The sequence below is a fragment of the Actinomadura sp. 6N118 genome, assembly GCF_044326415.1.
Classification (GTDB): Bacteria; Actinomycetota; Actinomycetes; order Streptosporangiales; family Streptosporangiaceae; genus Spirillospora.
Window position 1 is genome coordinate 85,988 of record NZ_JBIRAZ010000017.1, and the last position, 16,377, is coordinate 102,364.

General features: G+C 69.5%; 17 protein-coding genes. 11 read left to right on the forward strand and 6 right to left on the reverse strand.

The annotated features are described in order from the left end of the window. Positions 1 to 55: 55 nt before the first annotated feature. Positions 56 to 1,492: a PLP-dependent aminotransferase family protein gene (locus ACH34W_RS36690; RefSeq protein ID WP_395965765.1), complete on the forward strand. Its 1,437-nt coding sequence runs from the start codon at positions 56 to 58 to the stop codon at positions 1,490 to 1,492. Positions 1,493 to 1,521: 29 nt separating this feature from the next. Next, a complete protein-coding gene (locus ACH34W_RS36695) occupies positions 1,522 to 1,752 on the forward strand; it encodes a hypothetical protein (protein ID WP_395965766.1) in 231 nt (76 codons plus the stop codon). Between the two features lie 74 nt (positions 1,753 to 1,826). Here ACH34W_RS36695 and ACH34W_RS36700 read toward each other — a convergent pair whose 3' ends face one another. From ACH34W_RS36700 to ACH34W_RS36710, 3 genes are all read right to left on the reverse strand, one after another. Further along, complete coding sequence (locus ACH34W_RS36700) at positions 1,827 to 3,083, reverse strand: MFS transporter (protein ID WP_395965767.1); 1,257 nt, start codon at positions 3,081 to 3,083, stop codon at positions 1,827 to 1,829. A 116-nt stretch (positions 3,084 to 3,199) separates the two neighbouring features. Next, positions 3,200 to 4,012: an ABC transporter permease gene (locus ACH34W_RS36705; protein WP_395965768.1), complete on the reverse strand. Its 813-nt coding sequence runs from the start codon at positions 4,010 to 4,012 to the stop codon at positions 3,200 to 3,202. After that, the gene (locus tag ACH34W_RS36710) at positions 4,009 to 4,965 is read right to left on the reverse strand and encodes an ABC transporter ATP-binding protein (RefSeq protein WP_395965769.1); all 957 of its coding nucleotides are present in this window, start codon (positions 4,963 to 4,965) and stop codon (positions 4,009 to 4,011) included. The genes ACH34W_RS36705 and ACH34W_RS36710 overlap by 4 nt, the downstream gene beginning before the upstream one ends. A 249-nt stretch (positions 4,966 to 5,214) precedes the next feature. Between ACH34W_RS36710 and ACH34W_RS36715 the strand changes: the two genes are divergently transcribed. Beyond that, the gene (locus ACH34W_RS36715; RefSeq protein WP_395965770.1) at positions 5,215 to 5,829 is read left to right on the forward strand and encodes a DUF1707 domain-containing protein; all 615 of its coding nucleotides are present in this window, start codon (positions 5,215 to 5,217) and stop codon (positions 5,827 to 5,829) included. A gap of 71 nt (positions 5,830 to 5,900) precedes the next feature. Here the strand turns inward: ACH34W_RS36715 and glpX are convergent, their stop codons facing one another. Continuing rightward, a complete protein-coding gene (gene glpX, locus ACH34W_RS36720) occupies positions 5,901 to 6,935 on the reverse strand; it encodes a class II fructose-bisphosphatase (protein ID WP_395965771.1) in 1,035 nt (344 codons plus the stop codon). Positions 6,936 to 7,107: 172 nt separating this feature from the next. Here glpX and ACH34W_RS36725 point away from each other — a divergent pair, with 172 nt between their 5' ends. From ACH34W_RS36725 to ACH34W_RS36740, 4 genes are all read left to right on the forward strand, one after another. Further along, positions 7,108 to 7,761 carry a TetR/AcrR family transcriptional regulator gene (locus ACH34W_RS36725; RefSeq protein WP_395965772.1) on the forward strand — a complete coding sequence of 218 codons (654 nt, stop codon included), beginning with the start codon at positions 7,108 to 7,110 and terminating at the stop codon, positions 7,759 to 7,761. Between the two features lie 20 nt (positions 7,762 to 7,781). Beyond that, complete coding sequence (locus ACH34W_RS36730; protein ID WP_395965773.1) at positions 7,782 to 8,606, forward strand: DUF4245 domain-containing protein; 825 nt, start codon at positions 7,782 to 7,784, stop codon at positions 8,604 to 8,606. A gap of 176 nt (positions 8,607 to 8,782) precedes the next feature. Beyond that, positions 8,783 to 9,757 (forward strand): M23 family metallopeptidase, encoded by a 975-nt coding sequence (locus tag ACH34W_RS36735; RefSeq protein ID WP_395965774.1) that lies wholly within the window; start codon positions 8,783 to 8,785, stop codon positions 9,755 to 9,757. Positions 9,758 to 9,839: 82 nt separating this feature from the next. Further along, complete coding sequence (locus tag ACH34W_RS36740) at positions 9,840 to 10,778, forward strand: M23 family metallopeptidase (RefSeq protein WP_395965775.1); 939 nt, start codon at positions 9,840 to 9,842, stop codon at positions 10,776 to 10,778. A gap of 88 nt (positions 10,779 to 10,866) precedes the next feature. Here the strand turns inward: ACH34W_RS36740 and ACH34W_RS36745 are convergent, their stop codons facing one another. Both ACH34W_RS36745 and xseA read right to left on the reverse strand, forming a co-directional pair. Beyond that, the gene (locus tag ACH34W_RS36745; protein WP_395965776.1) at positions 10,867 to 11,100 is read right to left on the reverse strand and encodes an exodeoxyribonuclease VII small subunit; all 234 of its coding nucleotides are present in this window, start codon (positions 11,098 to 11,100) and stop codon (positions 10,867 to 10,869) included. 10 nt (positions 11,101 to 11,110) lie between these two features. After that, positions 11,111 to 12,319, reverse strand: coding sequence for an exodeoxyribonuclease VII large subunit (xseA, locus tag ACH34W_RS36750; RefSeq protein WP_395965777.1), 1,209 nt, complete (start codon positions 12,317 to 12,319; stop codon positions 11,111 to 11,113). 155 nt (positions 12,320 to 12,474) lie between these two features. Here xseA and ACH34W_RS36755 point away from each other — a divergent pair, with 155 nt between their 5' ends. The 4 genes from ACH34W_RS36755 to ACH34W_RS36770 are packed head-to-tail and all read left to right on the forward strand — an operon-like array spanning position 12,475 to position 16,374. Beyond that, positions 12,475 to 13,626 carry a branched-chain amino acid ABC transporter substrate-binding protein gene (locus ACH34W_RS36755; protein ID WP_395965778.1) on the forward strand — a complete coding sequence of 384 codons (1,152 nt, stop codon included), beginning with the start codon at positions 12,475 to 12,477 and terminating at the stop codon, positions 13,624 to 13,626. Then, complete coding sequence (locus tag ACH34W_RS36760) at positions 13,626 to 14,519, forward strand: branched-chain amino acid ABC transporter permease (RefSeq protein WP_395965779.1); 894 nt, start codon at positions 13,626 to 13,628, stop codon at positions 14,517 to 14,519. The genes ACH34W_RS36755 and ACH34W_RS36760 overlap by 1 nt, the downstream gene beginning before the upstream one ends. Continuing rightward, a complete protein-coding gene (locus ACH34W_RS36765; protein WP_395965780.1) occupies positions 14,516 to 15,565 on the forward strand; it encodes a branched-chain amino acid ABC transporter permease in 1,050 nt (349 codons plus the stop codon). The genes ACH34W_RS36760 and ACH34W_RS36765 overlap by 4 nt, the downstream gene beginning before the upstream one ends. Beyond that, entirely contained in the window at positions 15,562 to 16,374 is an 813-nt protein-coding gene (locus ACH34W_RS36770) for an ABC transporter ATP-binding protein (protein ID WP_395965781.1), read from the forward strand. The genes ACH34W_RS36765 and ACH34W_RS36770 overlap by 4 nt, the downstream gene beginning before the upstream one ends. The last annotated feature ends 3 nt before the right edge of the window (positions 16,375 to 16,377 follow it).

The following is a 16,377-nucleotide window of genomic DNA, read 5'->3' on the forward strand; positions in this document are numbered from 1 at the left end:
TGGACCAAAGCATGCGACGGTGACGCCCAGCCACACTCCGAACGCTGAGCACTATGTGACCGACTTGCATCTCACCCTCGACCGGACCGCCGGACGCCTCGCGGCGCAGATCGCCGCCGGGTTCCGCGCGGGCGTCCGGACCGGGCGGCTGACCGCCGGCACCCGGCTTCCCTCGAGCCGCGACCTCGCCCGCGATCTCGACGTCTCCCGCGGAGTCGTGGTCACCGCCTACGAGCAGCTCATCGCGGAGGGCTTCCTGATCGCCCGCCGCGGCGACGGCACCCGGGTGGCGCCGCTGGCCCGCGCGGACGCGCCCCAGCCCGCCGCGCGACCGCCTCTCTGGCCTGGCGAGCCCGCGGCGGAACCATCACTGGAGACACCCGACGCCTCGTTCCCCTACGACATGTGGCCCAGCCAGCCCGACCTCGCTGCGTTCCCCCGGGAACGCTGGCTCGCGGCGGTCCGCGCGTCGCTGCGCACGCTCCCCAAGGACGACCTGGGCTACCCCGACCCGGGCGGCGCGCCCCTGCTGCGGGCCGAACTGGCCGGGTACCTCGGCCGGGTCCGCGCCGCGCACGCCGACGCCGACCAGATCGTGATCATGAACGGGGTCGCGCACGGGTTGTCGGCGATCGTCCGGATGCTGGTCGGGGACGGGCACCGGGAGCTCGCGGTGGAGGACCCCACCAGCAGCCGCCAGGTCCCGATGCTGGACGCCACCGGCGTCCGGCTCGCCCCCGTCCCGGTCGACTCCGAGGGCGTCGACGTGGCCGCGCTCGCCCGTACGCAGGCCCGCGCGATCCTCGTCACCCCCGCCCACCAGTACCCGACGGGCGTGGTCCTGTCGCCCGGCCGCCGGGCCCAGCTGATCGCCTGGGCGCGGGACGTGAACGGCTTGATCATCGAGGACGACTACGACGCCGAGTTCCGCTACGACCGCGAGCCGGTGGGCTGCCTGCAGGGCGTCGACCCCGAGCGGGTGGTGCTGCTCGGCTCGGTGAGCAAGGCGCTCGCGCCCGCGCTGCGCCTGGGCTGGGCGGCCGCGTCGCCGAAGCTGGCCGACCGGCTCCGCACGTACCGCGCGCAGAACGACCTGGGCGCGCCGGTCCTCGACCAGTACGCCTTCGCGAACCTCCTCTCCACCGGCTCGTACGACCGGCATCTGCGCACGATGCGCCGCCAGTACCGGGCGCGGCGGGACGTGCTGGTCGAAGCGCTCGGCAAGTACGCGCCTTCGGTGAAGGTGCACGGCGTCTCGGCGGGCATCCATCTCTACGTCGAGCTGCCGCCCGGCTGCGACGAGGACGCGGTCGTCATGGCCGCCGCGAACTTCGGCGTCTCGGTGGCGGGAGCCTCCGCCATGTGGTCGCCGGCCCGTTCGGGACAGGCCCCGCCCGCGCTGGTACTCGGCTATGGCCGCCTCAGTGAAACCCGCCTGACGCAGGCGGCCGAGCTGCTGGGAAGGGCGATTGCCCAGGAGGCTCGCGGGTAGGTAGCCCATCTCAGCGGAGGAGGCGACGGATGAGTCTGGAAGAAGCAGCACGGCAGCTCAAGATGGCCGCTCACGATTCCCAGGTGGCTTTCGACTGTGTGGGCCTGGGAGATCTGGAACGGGCTCAAGAGCATGTGGTCACGGCCCGCGCAGCAGCGGATGCCGCATCGACCGCGTTGGCACGTGCGATGGAGGACATGTCCCCGGAGCAGGCGCAGTCGGCGGGTGAACTCGCAGTGGCGGCTCTGGAAGAAGCCTGAATCCGACCTGAATCCGAGAGGTCTTTGACGGAACGTGAGCCTGGTCTCCTGCTCGGAGGCCAGGCTCACGCATGTCAGACGGTGGGGCGTTCCGCAACGGGCGTGTCGGGACGGGCGCCGGCGACGGGCTTGGGATCGAAACCGCGCGCGGTGGTGAAGATGATCAGGATCAGCACCGTCGGGACGATGAACGCGAGCCGGATGCCGTTCTCGCTGCTGACCGGGGCGATGGCGCCGACCACGGCCGCGCCGAGGACGAAGCCCACGTAGTTGAAGACGTTCACGCGGGAGACCGCGATGCCCAGTCCGGTCGGGTCGACGCGGCCCGCCGCGGTGAAGCAGACCGGGGCGATGACGCTGAGGCCCAGGCCCGCGACGGCGAACGCGGGGATGGCGATGTAGGCGCTCGGCGCGGCGACCACGCCGATCATGCCGATGAGCCCGACGAGGGCGCCGAGGCGCACGACCGGGACGGCTCCGGAGCGGCGGACGCCGAAGTCGGCGACCGCACGGCTGAAGACCATGGCGACCTGGTAGGCGACGTAGCCGAGCGGGCCGACCCAGTCGCTGCTGTCGAGTTCGTCCTCCAGGTACTTGGCGCCGTAGTTGGAGATCGCCGCGTCCGCGAGGTAGAACACGCCCATGGCGGTGCCGACGATCAGGATCGGGCGCCATGGCACGCTGCGGCCGGCGGCCTTGAGGTCCTCGGGCGCGGGCTGCCCGGCGGCCTCCTCGGTCTTGCCGTAGAGCCGGTGCCCGGTGGCGAGCGAGGCGGCGGCGCCCACCGCGGCGGCGATCGCGAAGCCGGTGAGCAGCGAAAGGTCGATCTTGTTGGCCAGGGAGGACCACAGGCCGCCGAGGATGCCGGCCACGCTCCAGACGGCGTAGAAGCCGGTGATCAGGCTGACGCCGTAACGCCGTTCGACCGCGACGGCCTGGGCGTTCATGGAGGCGTCCACGCCGCCGACGAAGAGCCCGAACAGCGCCACCGCCACGTACAGGACCACGTCGTTGCCGCCGGCCAGCCCGATCAGGACGATGGTCAGGCAGACGGCGGGCTGGCTGATCCGCAGGACCGGCCTGCTGCCGAGCCGGGCGAACAGGAAGCCCGAGACCACGCTGCCCACGCCGGCGACCAGCGGGACCATGAGCAGCACCAGCGAGAGCGTCGCGTCGCTGAGGTCGTGGGCTTTCTGGATCTTCGGGACCTGGGTGACCAGCGAGGCGAAGCACAGTCCCTGGATCGCGAACGCGGCGTACGTGGCGAACCGCGCCTGGCGGTCCCGCTCCGAGACGTCACCGGTGATGCCTTGCCGGGCCGACGCTGACATGCGGCATCCACCTCTCTGAGCTGCGGGGTTAAGGTGAGAGATTTTCGCGTCAGCGTAGAGATGGGCGAGGCCGCAGGTCAAACATGACCGTGGTCACGGACCCGGGCGGTGCCGGATCAGGCGATCAGGCGGCGGCGCATGGCCCGTACCGCAATGATCCACATCAGCGCCGCGAAGAGCCCGAGCGCCGCCAGATGCCCCAGGTCGGCCAGTGGTTCCAGCCCGAACACCGCGTGCCGTACCAGCTCAACGCAGTGGAACAGCGGGTTGAGCCGCGCCACCACCTCCACCCAGCCGGGCAGTGTGTCGACCGGGAAGAACGTGCCCGCGATCAGGAAGAGCGGGGTCACCACCCCGGTGATCACGTAGTCGAACGAGTTGATCGACGGCACGACCGCCGACGCCCACATGCCGAAGAGCGCGAAGCCGAGCGCGGTGACGAACGTGATCAGCGGCACCAGCACCATCCCCAGGGCCGGATCGAGCCCGAAGAACATGGCCACCACCATCGGCGAGCACGAGTACAGCGCCGACTTCGACGCGATCCACAGCGCCTCGCCCGTGACCAGCTCGTGCGTGTCCACCGGCGCAGCCAGCATCGCGTCGTAGGTGTGCTGGTAGACCCGCCGGATGTAGCCGTTGAACATCCCCGGGAAGACCGAGGTGAACAGTGCGGCCGTGCCGACCATGCCGGTGCCGACGAAGTCGCGGTAGCGGAAGCCGCCCACTACCGCCACCAGCGACCCGAAGCCGTAGCCGAAGGCCAGCATCATGAACGTCGGCTCGAACATCGACGCGAACGACGCCGACCGCCAGTAGCGCTTGAAGAGCGCGATCTCGTGCCGCCAGACGCCCTTGACGGGGGCCAGTTCGAAGCGCCGCAGCCGCGGCGCCTCGTTGTCGGTGATCCGGACGGTGCCGTCGGTCATTCGACTCGTTCTCCCGTGAGCACCACGAACACGTCCTCCAGATTGGCCGCGCGCCGCACCCCGTCCGGCCCGAGGTCGTCGATCAGCGAGTGCGGCATGGTCTCGGCCTTCAGCACCGACACCGACGTGCCCGTACGGCGGGTGGGCAGCCCGGCTGCGTGCGCCAGCCGTTCCACGGTCTCCAGGCGTTCGGGCGGGCCGTAGTGCTCGACGACGCGTTCACCCGCGTGCTCGGCGATGAGCTCGGCGGGCGCGCCGCGCGCCGCGACCTTGCCGCGCGACATCAGCGCGCAGTCGTCGGCCAGCCGTTCGGCCTCCTCGATGTAGTGGGTGGACATCAGGACGGTGGTGCCGCGCGACCGCAGCCCGTCGATCAGCCCCCACAGCTCCGCCCGTACCTGCGGGTCGAGGCCCACGGTGGGCTCGTCCAGCAGCACCAGGGCGGGACGGTGCACCAGACCCCGCGCGATCAGCAGCCGCCGCCGCATACCGCCGGACAGATCGCCGGTCTTGGTCCGCTGCCGGTCGGTCAGATGCGCAAGCTCCAGCGCGTCGTCCACCGCCGCGGGACGGTCGTTGCGCGGTACGCGGTAGAGGTGGGCGAAGACCTCGAGGTTCTCGCGGGCGGTGAGCTCCTCGTCGAGGTTGTCCTGCTGGGGCACGACCCCCATCGCGGCCCGCGCGCGCTTGGACTCGCGAGGGACGGCGAAGCCGAGGACCTCGATGGCGCCCTCGTCCGCGATGGCTTGCGCGGTGAGCAGCTTCATCGTCGTCGACTTGCCTGCGCCGTTCGGGCCTAGCAGCCCCAGGCATATCCCGTTCGGAACGTCCAGATCGAGTCCGTCGACGGCCGTGAGTCCGCCGAACCGCTTGACGACCCCCCGCAGGCTGATCGCCACCGCGGGCTCGGTCGCTCGCTGGATCGAGATGGCTTCGGTCCGTTGCACCGGCATGTTCGCCACGATAAGCACAGGACCAGACAAATCCCCACAGATTTTCCGTCCATTCACGGTCAGCCGATCAACGGCCTCGGTCCCTGCCTTTGTGGGGGGCGACCCCCACACCCCCGCAGGTGCCGGACGACGATCCTCGCTTCGCTGCGGTCGTCGTCCCTGCTTTTGTGGGGGGCGACCCCCACACCCCCGCGTGGTCGGACGACGATCCTCGCTTCGCTCCGGTCGTCGTCCTCTACCCTTCATAACGTGGACCTGCCGAGCCGACGTCCCCCCGCTGATCAGGCGACCCCCGTACGGGATCTGCGCGCCTCCGACGCCGACCGGGAGCGCGTGGTCGATGTGCTCGGCGAGGCGCTCGCGGACGGGCGGCTCACCATGGAGGAGCATTCCGAGCGCACCTCGGCCGCCTACGCCGCGCGGACTCTGGGCGAGCTGACCGGCCTCACCACCGACCTCAGCCCCGAAGAGGCCCAGCCGATCCTGGTCGACGACCGTCCCATCTCGATCCTGTTCGGCCGTACGCGCCGCGAGGGCCGCTGGGTGGTCCCCGTCCGCCTGCCCCTGGTCGCGCTCTTCGGCACGGTCGAGCTGGACCTGCGCGAGGCGGTGCTCCAGCGGCGGCACGTCGTGCTCGACTCGATGGTCCTCGGCGGCCGGATCCGGATCCTCGTTCCCGAGGGCGTGCGGGTGGACGTGACCGGCCGGACGTTCGTCAGCACCCGGGATCTCCGTACCCGGCCCGCCCACGAGGGCCCCACGGTCGAGATCAGCGGCACCATGATCTTCGGCTCGATCCGGGCGCGGGCCCCCAAGCAGACCTTCCGCCAGCGTTTCCGCGGGCGCCTGGGCCGCAACAGGTAGAGCCGTAACAGATCAGGGCCGCGAGACCGATCTCGCGGCCCCTCCTGCCGATCTCGCGGCCGTTCTGCCGGCTAGACCGCCGTGTCGAAGTTGATCGCGCTGTAGGCGCGGAGCTTGTTGAGCTGGTGTTCGCTGGAGACCGTGCGGATCGTCCCGCTGCGGGACCGCATCACCAGGGAGTGGGTGAACGCGGTGCCCTTGCTGTAGCGGACCCCGTCGACGAGCTCGCCGTCGGTGATGCCGGTCGCGGCGAAGAACACGTCATCCGACATGACCAGGTCATCGGTGGTCAGGACCCGGCCCAGATCGTGCCCCGCGTCGATCGCCTTCTGGCGTTCGGCGTCGTCCTGCGGCCACAGCCGGCCCTGGATCACCCCGCCCAGGGCCTTGATCGCACAGGCCGCGATGATGCCCTCGGGCGTACCGCCGATGCCCAGCAGCAGGTCCACTCCGGTGCCCTCGCGGGCGGCCATGATCGCCCCGGCCACGTCGCCGTCGGTGATCAGCTTCACCCGGGCGCCGGCCTCCCGGATCTCCTTGACCATGCCGTCATGGCGGGGCCGGTCCAGGATGACGACCGTCACGTCCTCGGGCGTGGAGTGCTTGGCCCGCGCGATCGCCCGGATGTTGTCGGCGATCGGCCGCTGGATGTCGACCGCGTCGGCCGCCTCGGGGCCGGTGACGAGCTTCTCCATGTAGAACACCGCGGACGGGTCGAACATCGAGCCGCGCGGGGCCACCGACAGCACCGCGATGGCGTTGTTCATGCCCAGAGCCGTGAGGCGGGTCCCGTCGATCGGGTCGACCGCCACGTCGCACTCCGCGCCGCTGCCGTCGCCGACCTCCTCCCCGTTGTAGAGCATCGGGGCGTTGTCCTTCTCGCCCTCGCCGATCACCACCACGCCCCGCATGGACACGGTGTTGATCAGCTGGCGCATGGCGTTGACCGCGGCGCCGTCGGCGCCGTTCTTGTCGCCCCTGCCCACCCAGCGCGCGGCGGCCATGGCGGCGGCCTCGGTCACCCTGACCAGTTCCATCGCCAGGTTCCGGTCCGGGGCCGCAGGCTCGGTGGCGAGCGGCGAGGAGACGGTGGATTCGTCGGACATGCGAAGCAGCCCCTTAGGTCGGCGGATGACTCGGATTCTCCGTGTGACCTGCCCTGGGATTCAAATTGGACCAGACCAGGCAGGCGGCGTCACCCACCGCGACGTGTGTTTTCCCGGCCGCGGAGAGGGAGGGATCGTTCCAGCAGCGTGAGAGGGCGTAATCTCTCGGTTCATGAGCAGCGAGATCGATGTCCCGTCCGCCGGGCCGGCCACGGAAGCCGACACGCCCGCCCGGACGACCTCGGACCGCGGGGCCGCCACGCGCAACGCGCTTTTGGCCGCGGCGCGGGACGTGTTCTGCGAGGCGGGCTTCGCCCAGGCCGCCGTCACCGACATCGTCGCGAAGGCCGGCGCCAGCGTGGGCAGCCTCTACCACCACTTCAACGGCAAGGCCGACCTCTACCTGACGCTGTTCGAGGAGTTCCAGGTCCGCCAGCAGGAGCGCACCCGCGAGGCGATCAACGCCGTCCGGGAGGCGGGCGAGACCGACCCGATGCGGCAGTTCATCGCCGGCGCCGGGGCGTACCTCAACGGCTGCCTGGCCGAACGCGGCGTGGCGCGCCTCTTCATCTCCGGCGACGGCCCGCCCGGATTCGACCGGGTCATGCGCCAGCGCCTCAACAAGTGGGCCCGCCGCAACGCCGCCCTCTTCCACACCGCCGACGGCGGCGTGGACGAGGCCCTGGTCGTGGTCCTCACCGGCGCCATGGCTGGCGCGGTCTCCGAGGTCTCCCTGAGCGACGACGAAGAGGCCTCCCGCCGCATGGCCGACGAGATCATGGCCATCGTCGGCACGATCAGGAACCCCGGTACGGAGCAGACCTGACCGTGGTGGATCCTGGGAAGGTGACGGACAAGACCCCTTCATCCACCGACCCCGCCGCCGCTCCGGCGCCGAACGAGCCCGCGGGCCCCCCGGCACCCGCCGAAGGAGAAGGCGAGACCCCGGCCGCCGAGCACGAGAGCGAGGCCCGGGAGGCTGAGGGCCCGGGCGACGCTTCGGCCGCCGGACGTGAGGGCGGAGCCCCGGCTGCCGAGGCGGCCTCGGCTCAGGCTCCGGTGACCGGTGGACGGCCGACGGTGGAGGTGGCGCCGGGGGTCTACAAGCGGCTGACGACCGGGCTGGGGGGCTTCACGCTCGCGATGGCGGCGTGCCTCGTCCTGGTGGGCGTGATCTACCTCATCACTCCGCGCAGCGACAAAGAGGTCCTGCCGACCGTCGACTACAGCGGTCAGCAGTGGGCGATGGCCACGGACGCCCCGTACACCGTGTGGGCGCCGGCCGGACTGCCCGCGACGTGGCGGCCGACTAGTTCAAGAATCAACGGTTTGAACGGCAAGGGGCCGGTCGCCTGGCACCTCGGCTTCATGACGCCGGGCAGGCATTATGCCGCTTTGGAACAGAGCAACGAGAAGGCCTCCCAGTACGTCCACCGAATGACCAACAACAAGAAGCCGAACGGCTCGATGCAGGTCAATGGCATCACCTGGACGACGTATTACCGCAAGGACAAGAAGGCCAATTCCCTCGCGCGCACCCTGCCCGACGGTGTGTCGCTCGTGGTGACGGGCACCGCGCCGTACGAGGAGCTCGCGGTGCTCGCAGCCGCGCTCAAGCCGCAGCCGAAGCAGGGAGCCAAGCTCCCAGCGGGGTCGACTCCGGCGTCCTGACTGGTCACAGCAAATGTCCAAACGCTGGCAATATTTGTCCAGACCAGGCGATTTAAACAATATTTGTCACAAAGTTGCGGGTTCGCTTCCCACTGACCCCCGGCGTTTGTCATGATCTCATGCGCATCTGCATGATCACATGCACGCACCAAGGGTCAGAACCGAAGGACGATGCAGTGACACATATTTTGAGCAGTTGGAAGGGCAAGGTCATCGTCGCCACCGGCGGCGTGGCCGTGGCTTCCGGCCTCGTCATCGGCGGCATGGTCGCCACATCCGGCAACGCGGCACCCCCGAAGACCGCCACCCCGGTCTCCGCGGACAACGCCTCGGCCGCCGCGATGCCCGCGTTCCGCCTCCCGTTCCCCTGTGGACAGAAGTGGCGCGGTGACACCACCGCCAGCAGCGCCCACACGAAGTACGAGATCGACTTCAACCAGGGGCGGGACCTGTCCAACGTGGACGAGGGCCGCACGGTCGTCGCCGCCGCGGCGGGCACCGTCATCCGCTCGACGCGCCACGTCAACCAGAGCGGTTACGGCAACCACGTCGTCGTCCAGCACTCCGGCGGCTACCAGTCCTGGTACGCCCACATGAAGTACCGCTCGGTCAAGGTGGGCCAGAAGGTCAAGCCCGGCACCAAGATCGGCGCGGTCGGCCGCACCACCCGGCCGAGCAACAGCGGCATGACCGCCCACCTGCACTACGAGGTCCGCAAGAACGGCCAGTACCCGCCGGTCGCCGCGTACTTCTCGGGCAAGCGGTTCCCGTACCCGCAGCCCCGCCCGGGCGTCACCCTGACCGCCTGCAAGGGCGGCGGCGGCACTCCGCCGCCTGCCAGCCCGGTCGCCAGGATCTGCGGCAAGGGCTACAAGCAGATCAACTCGCACGCCCTGGGCAGGGCGGGCCGCATCTACCTGGGCTACAACAAGGCCAACAAGAACAACTGCGTGATCACGGTCAAGGGCAAGGGCAAGAAGGTCAAGATGTCGGCCTTCCTGCAGGTCAAGGGTGCCAAGGCCAAGGCTGACACCGGCAACTTCACGCAGTACGCAGGTCCGGTCCGGTCCGCCGCGAACAACAAGTGCGTGAAGTGGGGCGGCTACATCGGCGGCACCAAGTGGTACAGCGGCTGGTCCCACTGCGGCTGACGACACGTCCGTGAGATCTGAACGCGGCAACGCGTCGGTTTCGCCTGCTTCATCAAGGGTCAGACGAGAGGCACGAACACATATGAACATCAAGCGCAAGACCGCGATCCTCATCGGCGGCGGTGTGGCCGCCGCCGGGCTGGTCGCCACCGGCGTGGGCGTCGCGACGAGCTCGGACGCCCCCGCGAGCAAGCCCGCCGCCAAGATCGCTGCCCAGGACGCCTCCGCCGCCGCGATGCCGCGGCTGCAGATGCCGTTCCCGTGTGGCCAGACCTGGCGCGGCAGCACCGGTAGCGGCGCGCACACCAGGTACGAGATCGACTGGAACTGGGGCAACAGCGGGGAGGCCGACAACGGCAAGACCGTGGTCTCCTCGGCGGCCGGCAAGGTGGTGCGCTCGTTCTACAGCACCTCGAGCGGCTACGGGAACGTCATCTACGTCCAGCACGCGGGTCGCTACACCACCGTCTACGCGCACCTGAAGTACCGCTCGGTCAAGGTGGGCCAGACGGTCAGGAAGGGCCAGAAGATCGGCGCCGTCGGCCGTTCCAGCGCCAAGTACAAGATGATCTCGCACCTGCACTACGAGCTGCGCCGCAGCCCGAACTCCTACCCGCCGATCGCCGTGTCCTTCGAGGGCCGCCGCTTCCCGTACCCGGGCCCGGCGTACCTGAAGTCCTGCGGTGGCGGCGGCACCCCGCCGCCCGCCAGCCCCGTCGCCAAGATCTGCGGCAAGGGCTTCAAGCAGATCGACTCGCGCGCCCTGGGCAGGGCGGGCCGGGTCTACCTGGGCTACAACAAGGCCAACAAGAACAACTGCGTGATCACCGTCAAGGGCAAGGGCAAGAAGGTCAAGATGTCGGCCTTCCTCCAGCCCAAGGGCGGCAAGGCCAAGACCGACACCGGCAACTTCACGCAGTACGCAGGCCCCGTCAAGGTGGCTGCGGGCAAGAAGTGCGTGAGGTGGGGCGGCTCCATCGGCAACACCAAGTGGTACAGCGGCTGGTCGCACTGCGGCTGATAGCCACCTAGCAAGCACCTAGCACGACAGACACAGTGAAATGGGCCGGCTCCCCGGAAGGGGAACCGGCCCGTTCGCCGTCCTGGAGTCAGAAGGGGGTGCCGTTGCTGGGCGGTTCTTCGCCTTCGGCGGGCTTTGTTAGGGCGGCGGCTAGGCGGGCTCTTGCGCCTTCTAGCCACTCTTCGCAGGTTGTGGCTAGTTTTTCGCCTCGTTCCCAGAGGGAGAGCGACTCCTCCAGGGTCAGGCCACCGGCTTCTAGGCGGCGGACGACGTCGGCTAGTTCGTCGCGTGCCTGTTCGTAGGTCAGCTTCTCTTCGGCCACGCCGTTTACCTTATGGCTCCTCTGTGACGGTCACGTTCAGGTGGCCTTCGGCGAGGCGGATGTGGAGGGGCTCGGCGGGTTTGACGTCGGTGTTGCTTCGGACGACCGAGTCGTCGGCGCGCTGGACGATGGCGTAGCCGCGGTTGAGGGTGGCGGCGGGGGAGAGGGACAGGAGCCGGGCTCTTGTGTGGGAGAGCTCGTCGGATGAACGGTCGAGGGCTGAGGACAGGCAGCGGCGGGCTCGGTCTCGGAGAGATGCGGCCTGCTCGGCTTGGCGCTCTATCTCGCGGATGGGGTCGGCTAGGGCGGGGCGGGAGCGCATCGCTGTGAGCCAGGCTGTTTCGCGGTCCAGGTTGCCGGAAAGACAGCGGCGGCCTCGGTCACGTAGCTGGCGGACTAGTTGGAGCTGCTCGCGTACGTCGGGGACGGCTCGTTTGGCGGCGTCGGTGGGGGTCGAGGCGCGGACGTCGGCTACGAGGTCCAGGAGCGGGCTGTCCTGCTCGTGGCCGATGGCGCTGATGATCGGGGTGCGGGCGGACGACGCGGCGCGGATGAGGGCCTCGTCGGAGAACGGGAGGAGATCCTCCATGGAGCCGCCGCCGCGCGTGATGATGACGACCTCGATGTCGGGGTCGGCGTCGAGCTTGCGGAGGGCCTCCATGACCTCGCCTACGGCGTAGTGGCCCTGGACGGCGGTGTTCTCCACCTGGAACGCGACGGCCGGCCAGCGGCGGCGGGCGTTCTTGAGGACGTCGTGCTCGGCGTCGGAGTCACGGCCACAGATCAGGCCGATCTTGTGGGGCAAGAAGGGGAGTGGCTTCTTGCGTTCGGGGCGGAAGAGGCCCTCGGAGGCCAGGAGCTGTTTAAGGCGCTCTAGGCGGGCCAGTAGCTCGCCCACACCTACGGGTTTGACCTCGATGGCACTTAGGGAGAACGTGCCGCGGTTGATCCAGAAGTCGGGCTTGGCGTGGATGACGACGCGTGCGCCGTTGGTGACGGCTGGGCCTGCGGCTTCGAAGACAGCGCGGGGGCCCACGACGCGGACCGACATGTTGGCGACCGGGTCGCGGAGCGTGAGGTAGACCGTGCCGCCGCGGGCGTTGAGGTCGGTGATCTGGCCCTCGACCCAGATGCGGCCCAGCTTGCCGATCCAGCCCCCGACGGCCTGGAGGACGGTCCGGACGGGGACGGGTGATTCCGCAGAGGTCTCCATCGCCATGGCGGAAGCCTACGGCTGATTGCGGCCAGGCCGAGTGGCGATTGTGGTATTGACCGCATTCAGGGAGAGGGGTATCAATGTCCCTGTGTGCAATGTCACACAGCACAGCGCCGGGTCAGGTCGGGGGAGGATCTCACCAAGGAGGCTGAATCCCCATGAAGCGGAGTCGGAGCGTTCTCGCGGTCGTGCTGGCCGGTGGGCTGGCGGCGTCGGGTTGCGGGCAGGGACTGCTGGGCGGCGGCGACGATGAGGACAAGGGCAACATCCTCATCGGCATGGACATCCCGCTGTCAGGCGACAGCGCCGAGATCGGGCCGTACATGAAGAACGGCGCGCAGCTGGCGATCGACGAGATCAACGGCAAGGGCGGAGTGCTCGGCGGCCGGAAGCTGGAGTTGCGGGCCGAGGACGACGCGTGCGACCCCAAGACCGCGGTCGCGGCGGCCAACAAGCTGGTCTCGGCGGGCGTGAAGGTCTCGGTGAGCGGCTACTGCTCGGGTGCGACGCTGCCGACGTTGCCGGTGTTCGACCGCGCGAAGATCCCGATGATCATCCCGGTGGCCAACTCCGCCGAGCTCGCGGCGCAGAAGCTCAAGCACGTCTTCATGATCAACGGTACGGGTGACCAGCAGGCTGCCGCCGCGGTCAAGTGGCTCAGCAAGGACGGCGCCACCAAGGTCGCGGTGATGCACGACAACACCTCGTACTCCAAGGACATCGCCGACCGTACGGCCGCCGAGCTCGACAAGCCGGGCGCGCCGGACAAGACCGCGAACGAGGCGATCACGCCCAAGGAGACCGACTTCTCGGCGGCCGTCACCAGCGTGCTCAAGGGCAAGCCGGACTACATCTACTTCACCGGCTACTACTCCGAGGGCGGGCTGCTCGTCCGGCAGTTCAAGCAGGCGGGGTACAAGGGCAAGTTCCTGGTGGGGGACGGCGCGGTCGCCGACAAGTTCGCGCAGATCGCGGGCGGCAAGAACGCGGAGGGCGTGTACGCAACGATGACCCCGACGCCCACGACCCTGCAGGGTGCCGAGGGCTGGATCGCCTCGTACAAGAGCAAGTTCGGCGCCGATCCCGGCCCGTACTCGACCCAGGCCTATGACGGCGTCCGGCTGGCGGCCGAGGCCATCACCAAGGCCGACAGCACCGACAGCGACAAGATCGTCAAGGCGCTGGAGGGCATGGACGGCTTCAAGCTCTTCAGCGGGCCGCTGAAGTTCACGCCGCAGCACACCATCGTCGGCGGCTTCGAGATCCAGGTCGTCAAGGACGGCAAGTTCGTGCTTCAGGAGAAGCTGTAGTGGCGCAGCTCGTCTGGAACGGGTTGTTCGTCGGGTCGTTCTACGCGTTGGTCGCGCTGGGCTACAGCATGGTCTACGGCGTGATCAAGCTGCTCAACTTCGCGCACGGCGACCTCTACATGCTCGGGGCGTTCTCCGGCTTCGCGATGCTCGGCGCGATGGGCGGGCTCGTCGAGTCGCAGTCGCTGCTGGCGTTGCTGCTGGTCCTGATCGCGACGATGGCGGTCACCGGGATGGGCGGGGTGGCGCTGGAGCGGCTGGCGTACCGGCCGCTCCGGGGCGCGCCCCGGCTGTCGCTGCTCATCACGGCGGTCGGCGCCTCGTTCGCGCTGGAGTACGGGACGCGGATCGTCGCCGGGCCCAATCCACGGGTCTACCAGGTGCGACTCGGCGGCACGACGATCCACGTCCTGGGCGCTCGGATCACGGTGCAGCAGCTCGTGCTCGTCGGGATCGCGATCGGGCTGATGTTCGCGCTCAACTGGCTGGTGATGCGCAGCCGCCAGGGGCGCGCGATGCGGGCGATCGCACTGGACCCCAAGGCCGCGCAGCTCATGGGCATCGACGTCAACGCGGTCATCGCGCGCACGTTCTTCATCGGGTCGGCGCTGGCGGGCGCGGCCGGGGTGATGGCGGGCGGCTACTACGGGAAGATCGACTTCCTGATGGGCTTCATCATCGGGCTCAAGGCGTTCACCGCGGCCGTCATCGGCGGCATCGGCAACATGCAGGGCACGATGCTCGGCGGCCTGGTGCTGGGGCTGCTGGAGTCGTTCGGCACCGACCTGCTGGGCGGTGAGTGGCGTGACGTGTTCGCGTTCGGCTGCCTGATCCTCTTCCTGACCGTGCGGCCCACCGGCCTGCTCGGTGAACGTGTGACGGAACGCGTATGAGCGCCGGGAACGCGTCGCAAGACGAAACGCCGCAGGTCAAGCATGGGCCGCCGGTCAAGCCGGTGCGCGGGCGCGGGCCGTCGCTCATCACGCGGCTGATGGAGACGCGGTATCTGGGCTGGATCGGGCTGGCGATCGCGCTCGGCGCACCGCTGATCATCGCGACGCCGTACGCGCTGAACGTGATGACCAGCGCCGCGATCTTCGTGATGCTCGCGGTCGGGCTCAACATCGTGGTCGGGTACTGCGGGCTGCTCGACCTCGGATACGCCGCGTTCTTCGCCGTCGGCGCGTACACCGGCGGCGTCATGGCGGCCGAGCTGGACATCCCGCTGATCGCCACGGTGCCGGCCGTGCTCGTCGTGACCGTCGTGGCGGGCATCGTGATCGGCGCGCCGACGCTGCGGCTGCGCAGCGACTACCTGGCGATCGTGACGCTCGGCTTCGGCGAGATCATCCGGATCTGCGCCAACAACCTGGAGATCACCGGTGGACCGTCGGGGATCTACGGGATCCCGGGGCTCTTCGGCGACGACGTCCTCACCGAGCCCGCCGCGTTCTACTACGTGACCGTGCTCATCGTGGCGGTCGCCGTGCTGCTCGCGGCACGGCTCGGGCGGTCGCGGCTGGGCCGGGCGTGGCGGTTCGTCCGCGAGGACGAGGACGCGGCGGAGGCCATGGGCGTGCACACGTACAAGGTCAAGCTCGCGGCGTACATCGGCGGGGCCGTGTGGGGTGGGCTGGCGGGCGTGCTGTTCGCCGCGCACCTGACCGCGATCTCGCCGCCGAGCTTCACGTTCCTGTGGTCGGCGCTGGTGCTGATGGCGGTGGTGCTCGGCGGGATGGGCTCGACGCCCGGCGTGGTCGTCGGCGCGGTGTTCATCAGCCTGGCGCCGGAGCTGCTGCGCGACCTGGCTGACTACCGGTTCTTCGTGTTCGGCGTGCTGCTGATCCTGGTGATGATCGTTCGGCCGCAGGGACTCTGGCCGCACCGGTCGCAGGAGACCGCGCGGACTGCTGCTCGTTCGAAGGAGCCCGTCTCATGACTCTGCTCCAGGTGACGGATCTGCGGCTTTCCTTCGGTGGTGTGCGTGCGATCGACGGGCTGTCGTTCGAGGTCGGCGCGGGAGAGATCGTCTCGGTGATCGGGCCGAACGGGGCGGGCAAGACGTCCGCGTTCAACTGCGTCACCGGCTTCTACAAGCCGACCGGCGGCAGCGTTCTGCTGGACGGGACGCCCGTGACGGGCCGCCGTCCAGCCTCGATCGCCGCCCTCGGCGTCTCCCGCACGTTCCAGAACCCGCGGCTCTTCGCGGAGCTGTCGGTGCTCGACAACGTACGCGCCGGGACGCACCTGTGGCTGCGGCAGAGCGTCCTCGACGCGCTGCTGCACACACCGCGCTACCGCCGAAGCGAGCAGGAGGCGACGGACGAGGCGCACCGCTGGCTGGACTTCGTTGGGCTGCGCGGCGAACGGGCCGGGCTCGTCCGCAACCTGCCGTACGGAGAACAGCGCCGCGTCGAGATCGCCCGGGCGCTGGCGCGGCGGCCGAAGCTGCTGCTCCTCGACGAGCCGGCCGCCGGGCTCAACCACACCGAGAAGGCCGAGCTTCTCGACCTCATCCGGCGCATCCGCGACCTGGGCACCGCGATCGCGCTCATCGAACACGACATGGGCCTGGTCATGGAGGTCTCCGAACGTGTCGTCGTGCTCAACTTCGGCCGCGAGATCGCCGTCGGCGGCCCGGCCGAGGTACGCCGCGACCCGGCGGTCGTCGAGGCCTACCTGGGCCGGGACGCCGACGAGGAGGAACTCGCCGCCGCCCGCGAGGAGGTGCGCGGTGGAACCGACTAAGCC

Excerpts from the sequence above, each read along its gene's own strand:
- glpX (WP_395965771.1), bottom strand. The coding sequence starts at position 6,935 with ATGTCCGACGAATCCACCGTCTCCTCGCCGCTCGCCACCGAGCCTGCG.
- xseA (WP_395965777.1), bottom strand. The coding sequence starts at position 12,319 with ATGGCGATGGAGACCTCTGCGGAATCACCCGTCCCCGTCCGGACCGTC.
- ACH34W_RS36705 (WP_395965768.1), bottom strand. The coding sequence starts at position 4,012 with ATGACCGACGGCACCGTCCGGATCACCGACAACGAGGCGCCGCGGCTG.
- ACH34W_RS36765 (WP_395965780.1), top strand. The coding sequence starts at position 14,516 with ATGAGCGCCGGGAACGCGTCGCAAGACGAAACGCCGCAGGTCAAGCAT.
- ACH34W_RS36740 (WP_395965775.1), top strand. The coding sequence starts at position 9,840 with ATGAACATCAAGCGCAAGACCGCGATCCTCATCGGCGGCGGTGTGGCC.
- ACH34W_RS36755 (WP_395965778.1), top strand. The coding sequence starts at position 12,475 with ATGAAGCGGAGTCGGAGCGTTCTCGCGGTCGTGCTGGCCGGTGGGCTG.
- ACH34W_RS36710 (WP_395965769.1), bottom strand. The coding sequence starts at position 4,965 with ATGCCGGTGCAACGGACCGAAGCCATCTCGATCCAGCGAGCGACCGAG.
- ACH34W_RS36695 (WP_395965766.1), top strand. The coding sequence starts at position 1,522 with ATGAGTCTGGAAGAAGCAGCACGGCAGCTCAAGATGGCCGCTCACGAT.
- ACH34W_RS36700 (WP_395965767.1), bottom strand. The coding sequence starts at position 3,083 with ATGTCAGCGTCGGCCCGGCAAGGCATCACCGGTGACGTCTCGGAGCGG.
- ACH34W_RS36770 (WP_395965781.1), top strand. The coding sequence starts at position 15,562 with ATGACTCTGCTCCAGGTGACGGATCTGCGGCTTTCCTTCGGTGGTGTG.
- ACH34W_RS36725 (WP_395965772.1), top strand. The coding sequence starts at position 7,108 with ATGAGCAGCGAGATCGATGTCCCGTCCGCCGGGCCGGCCACGGAAGCC.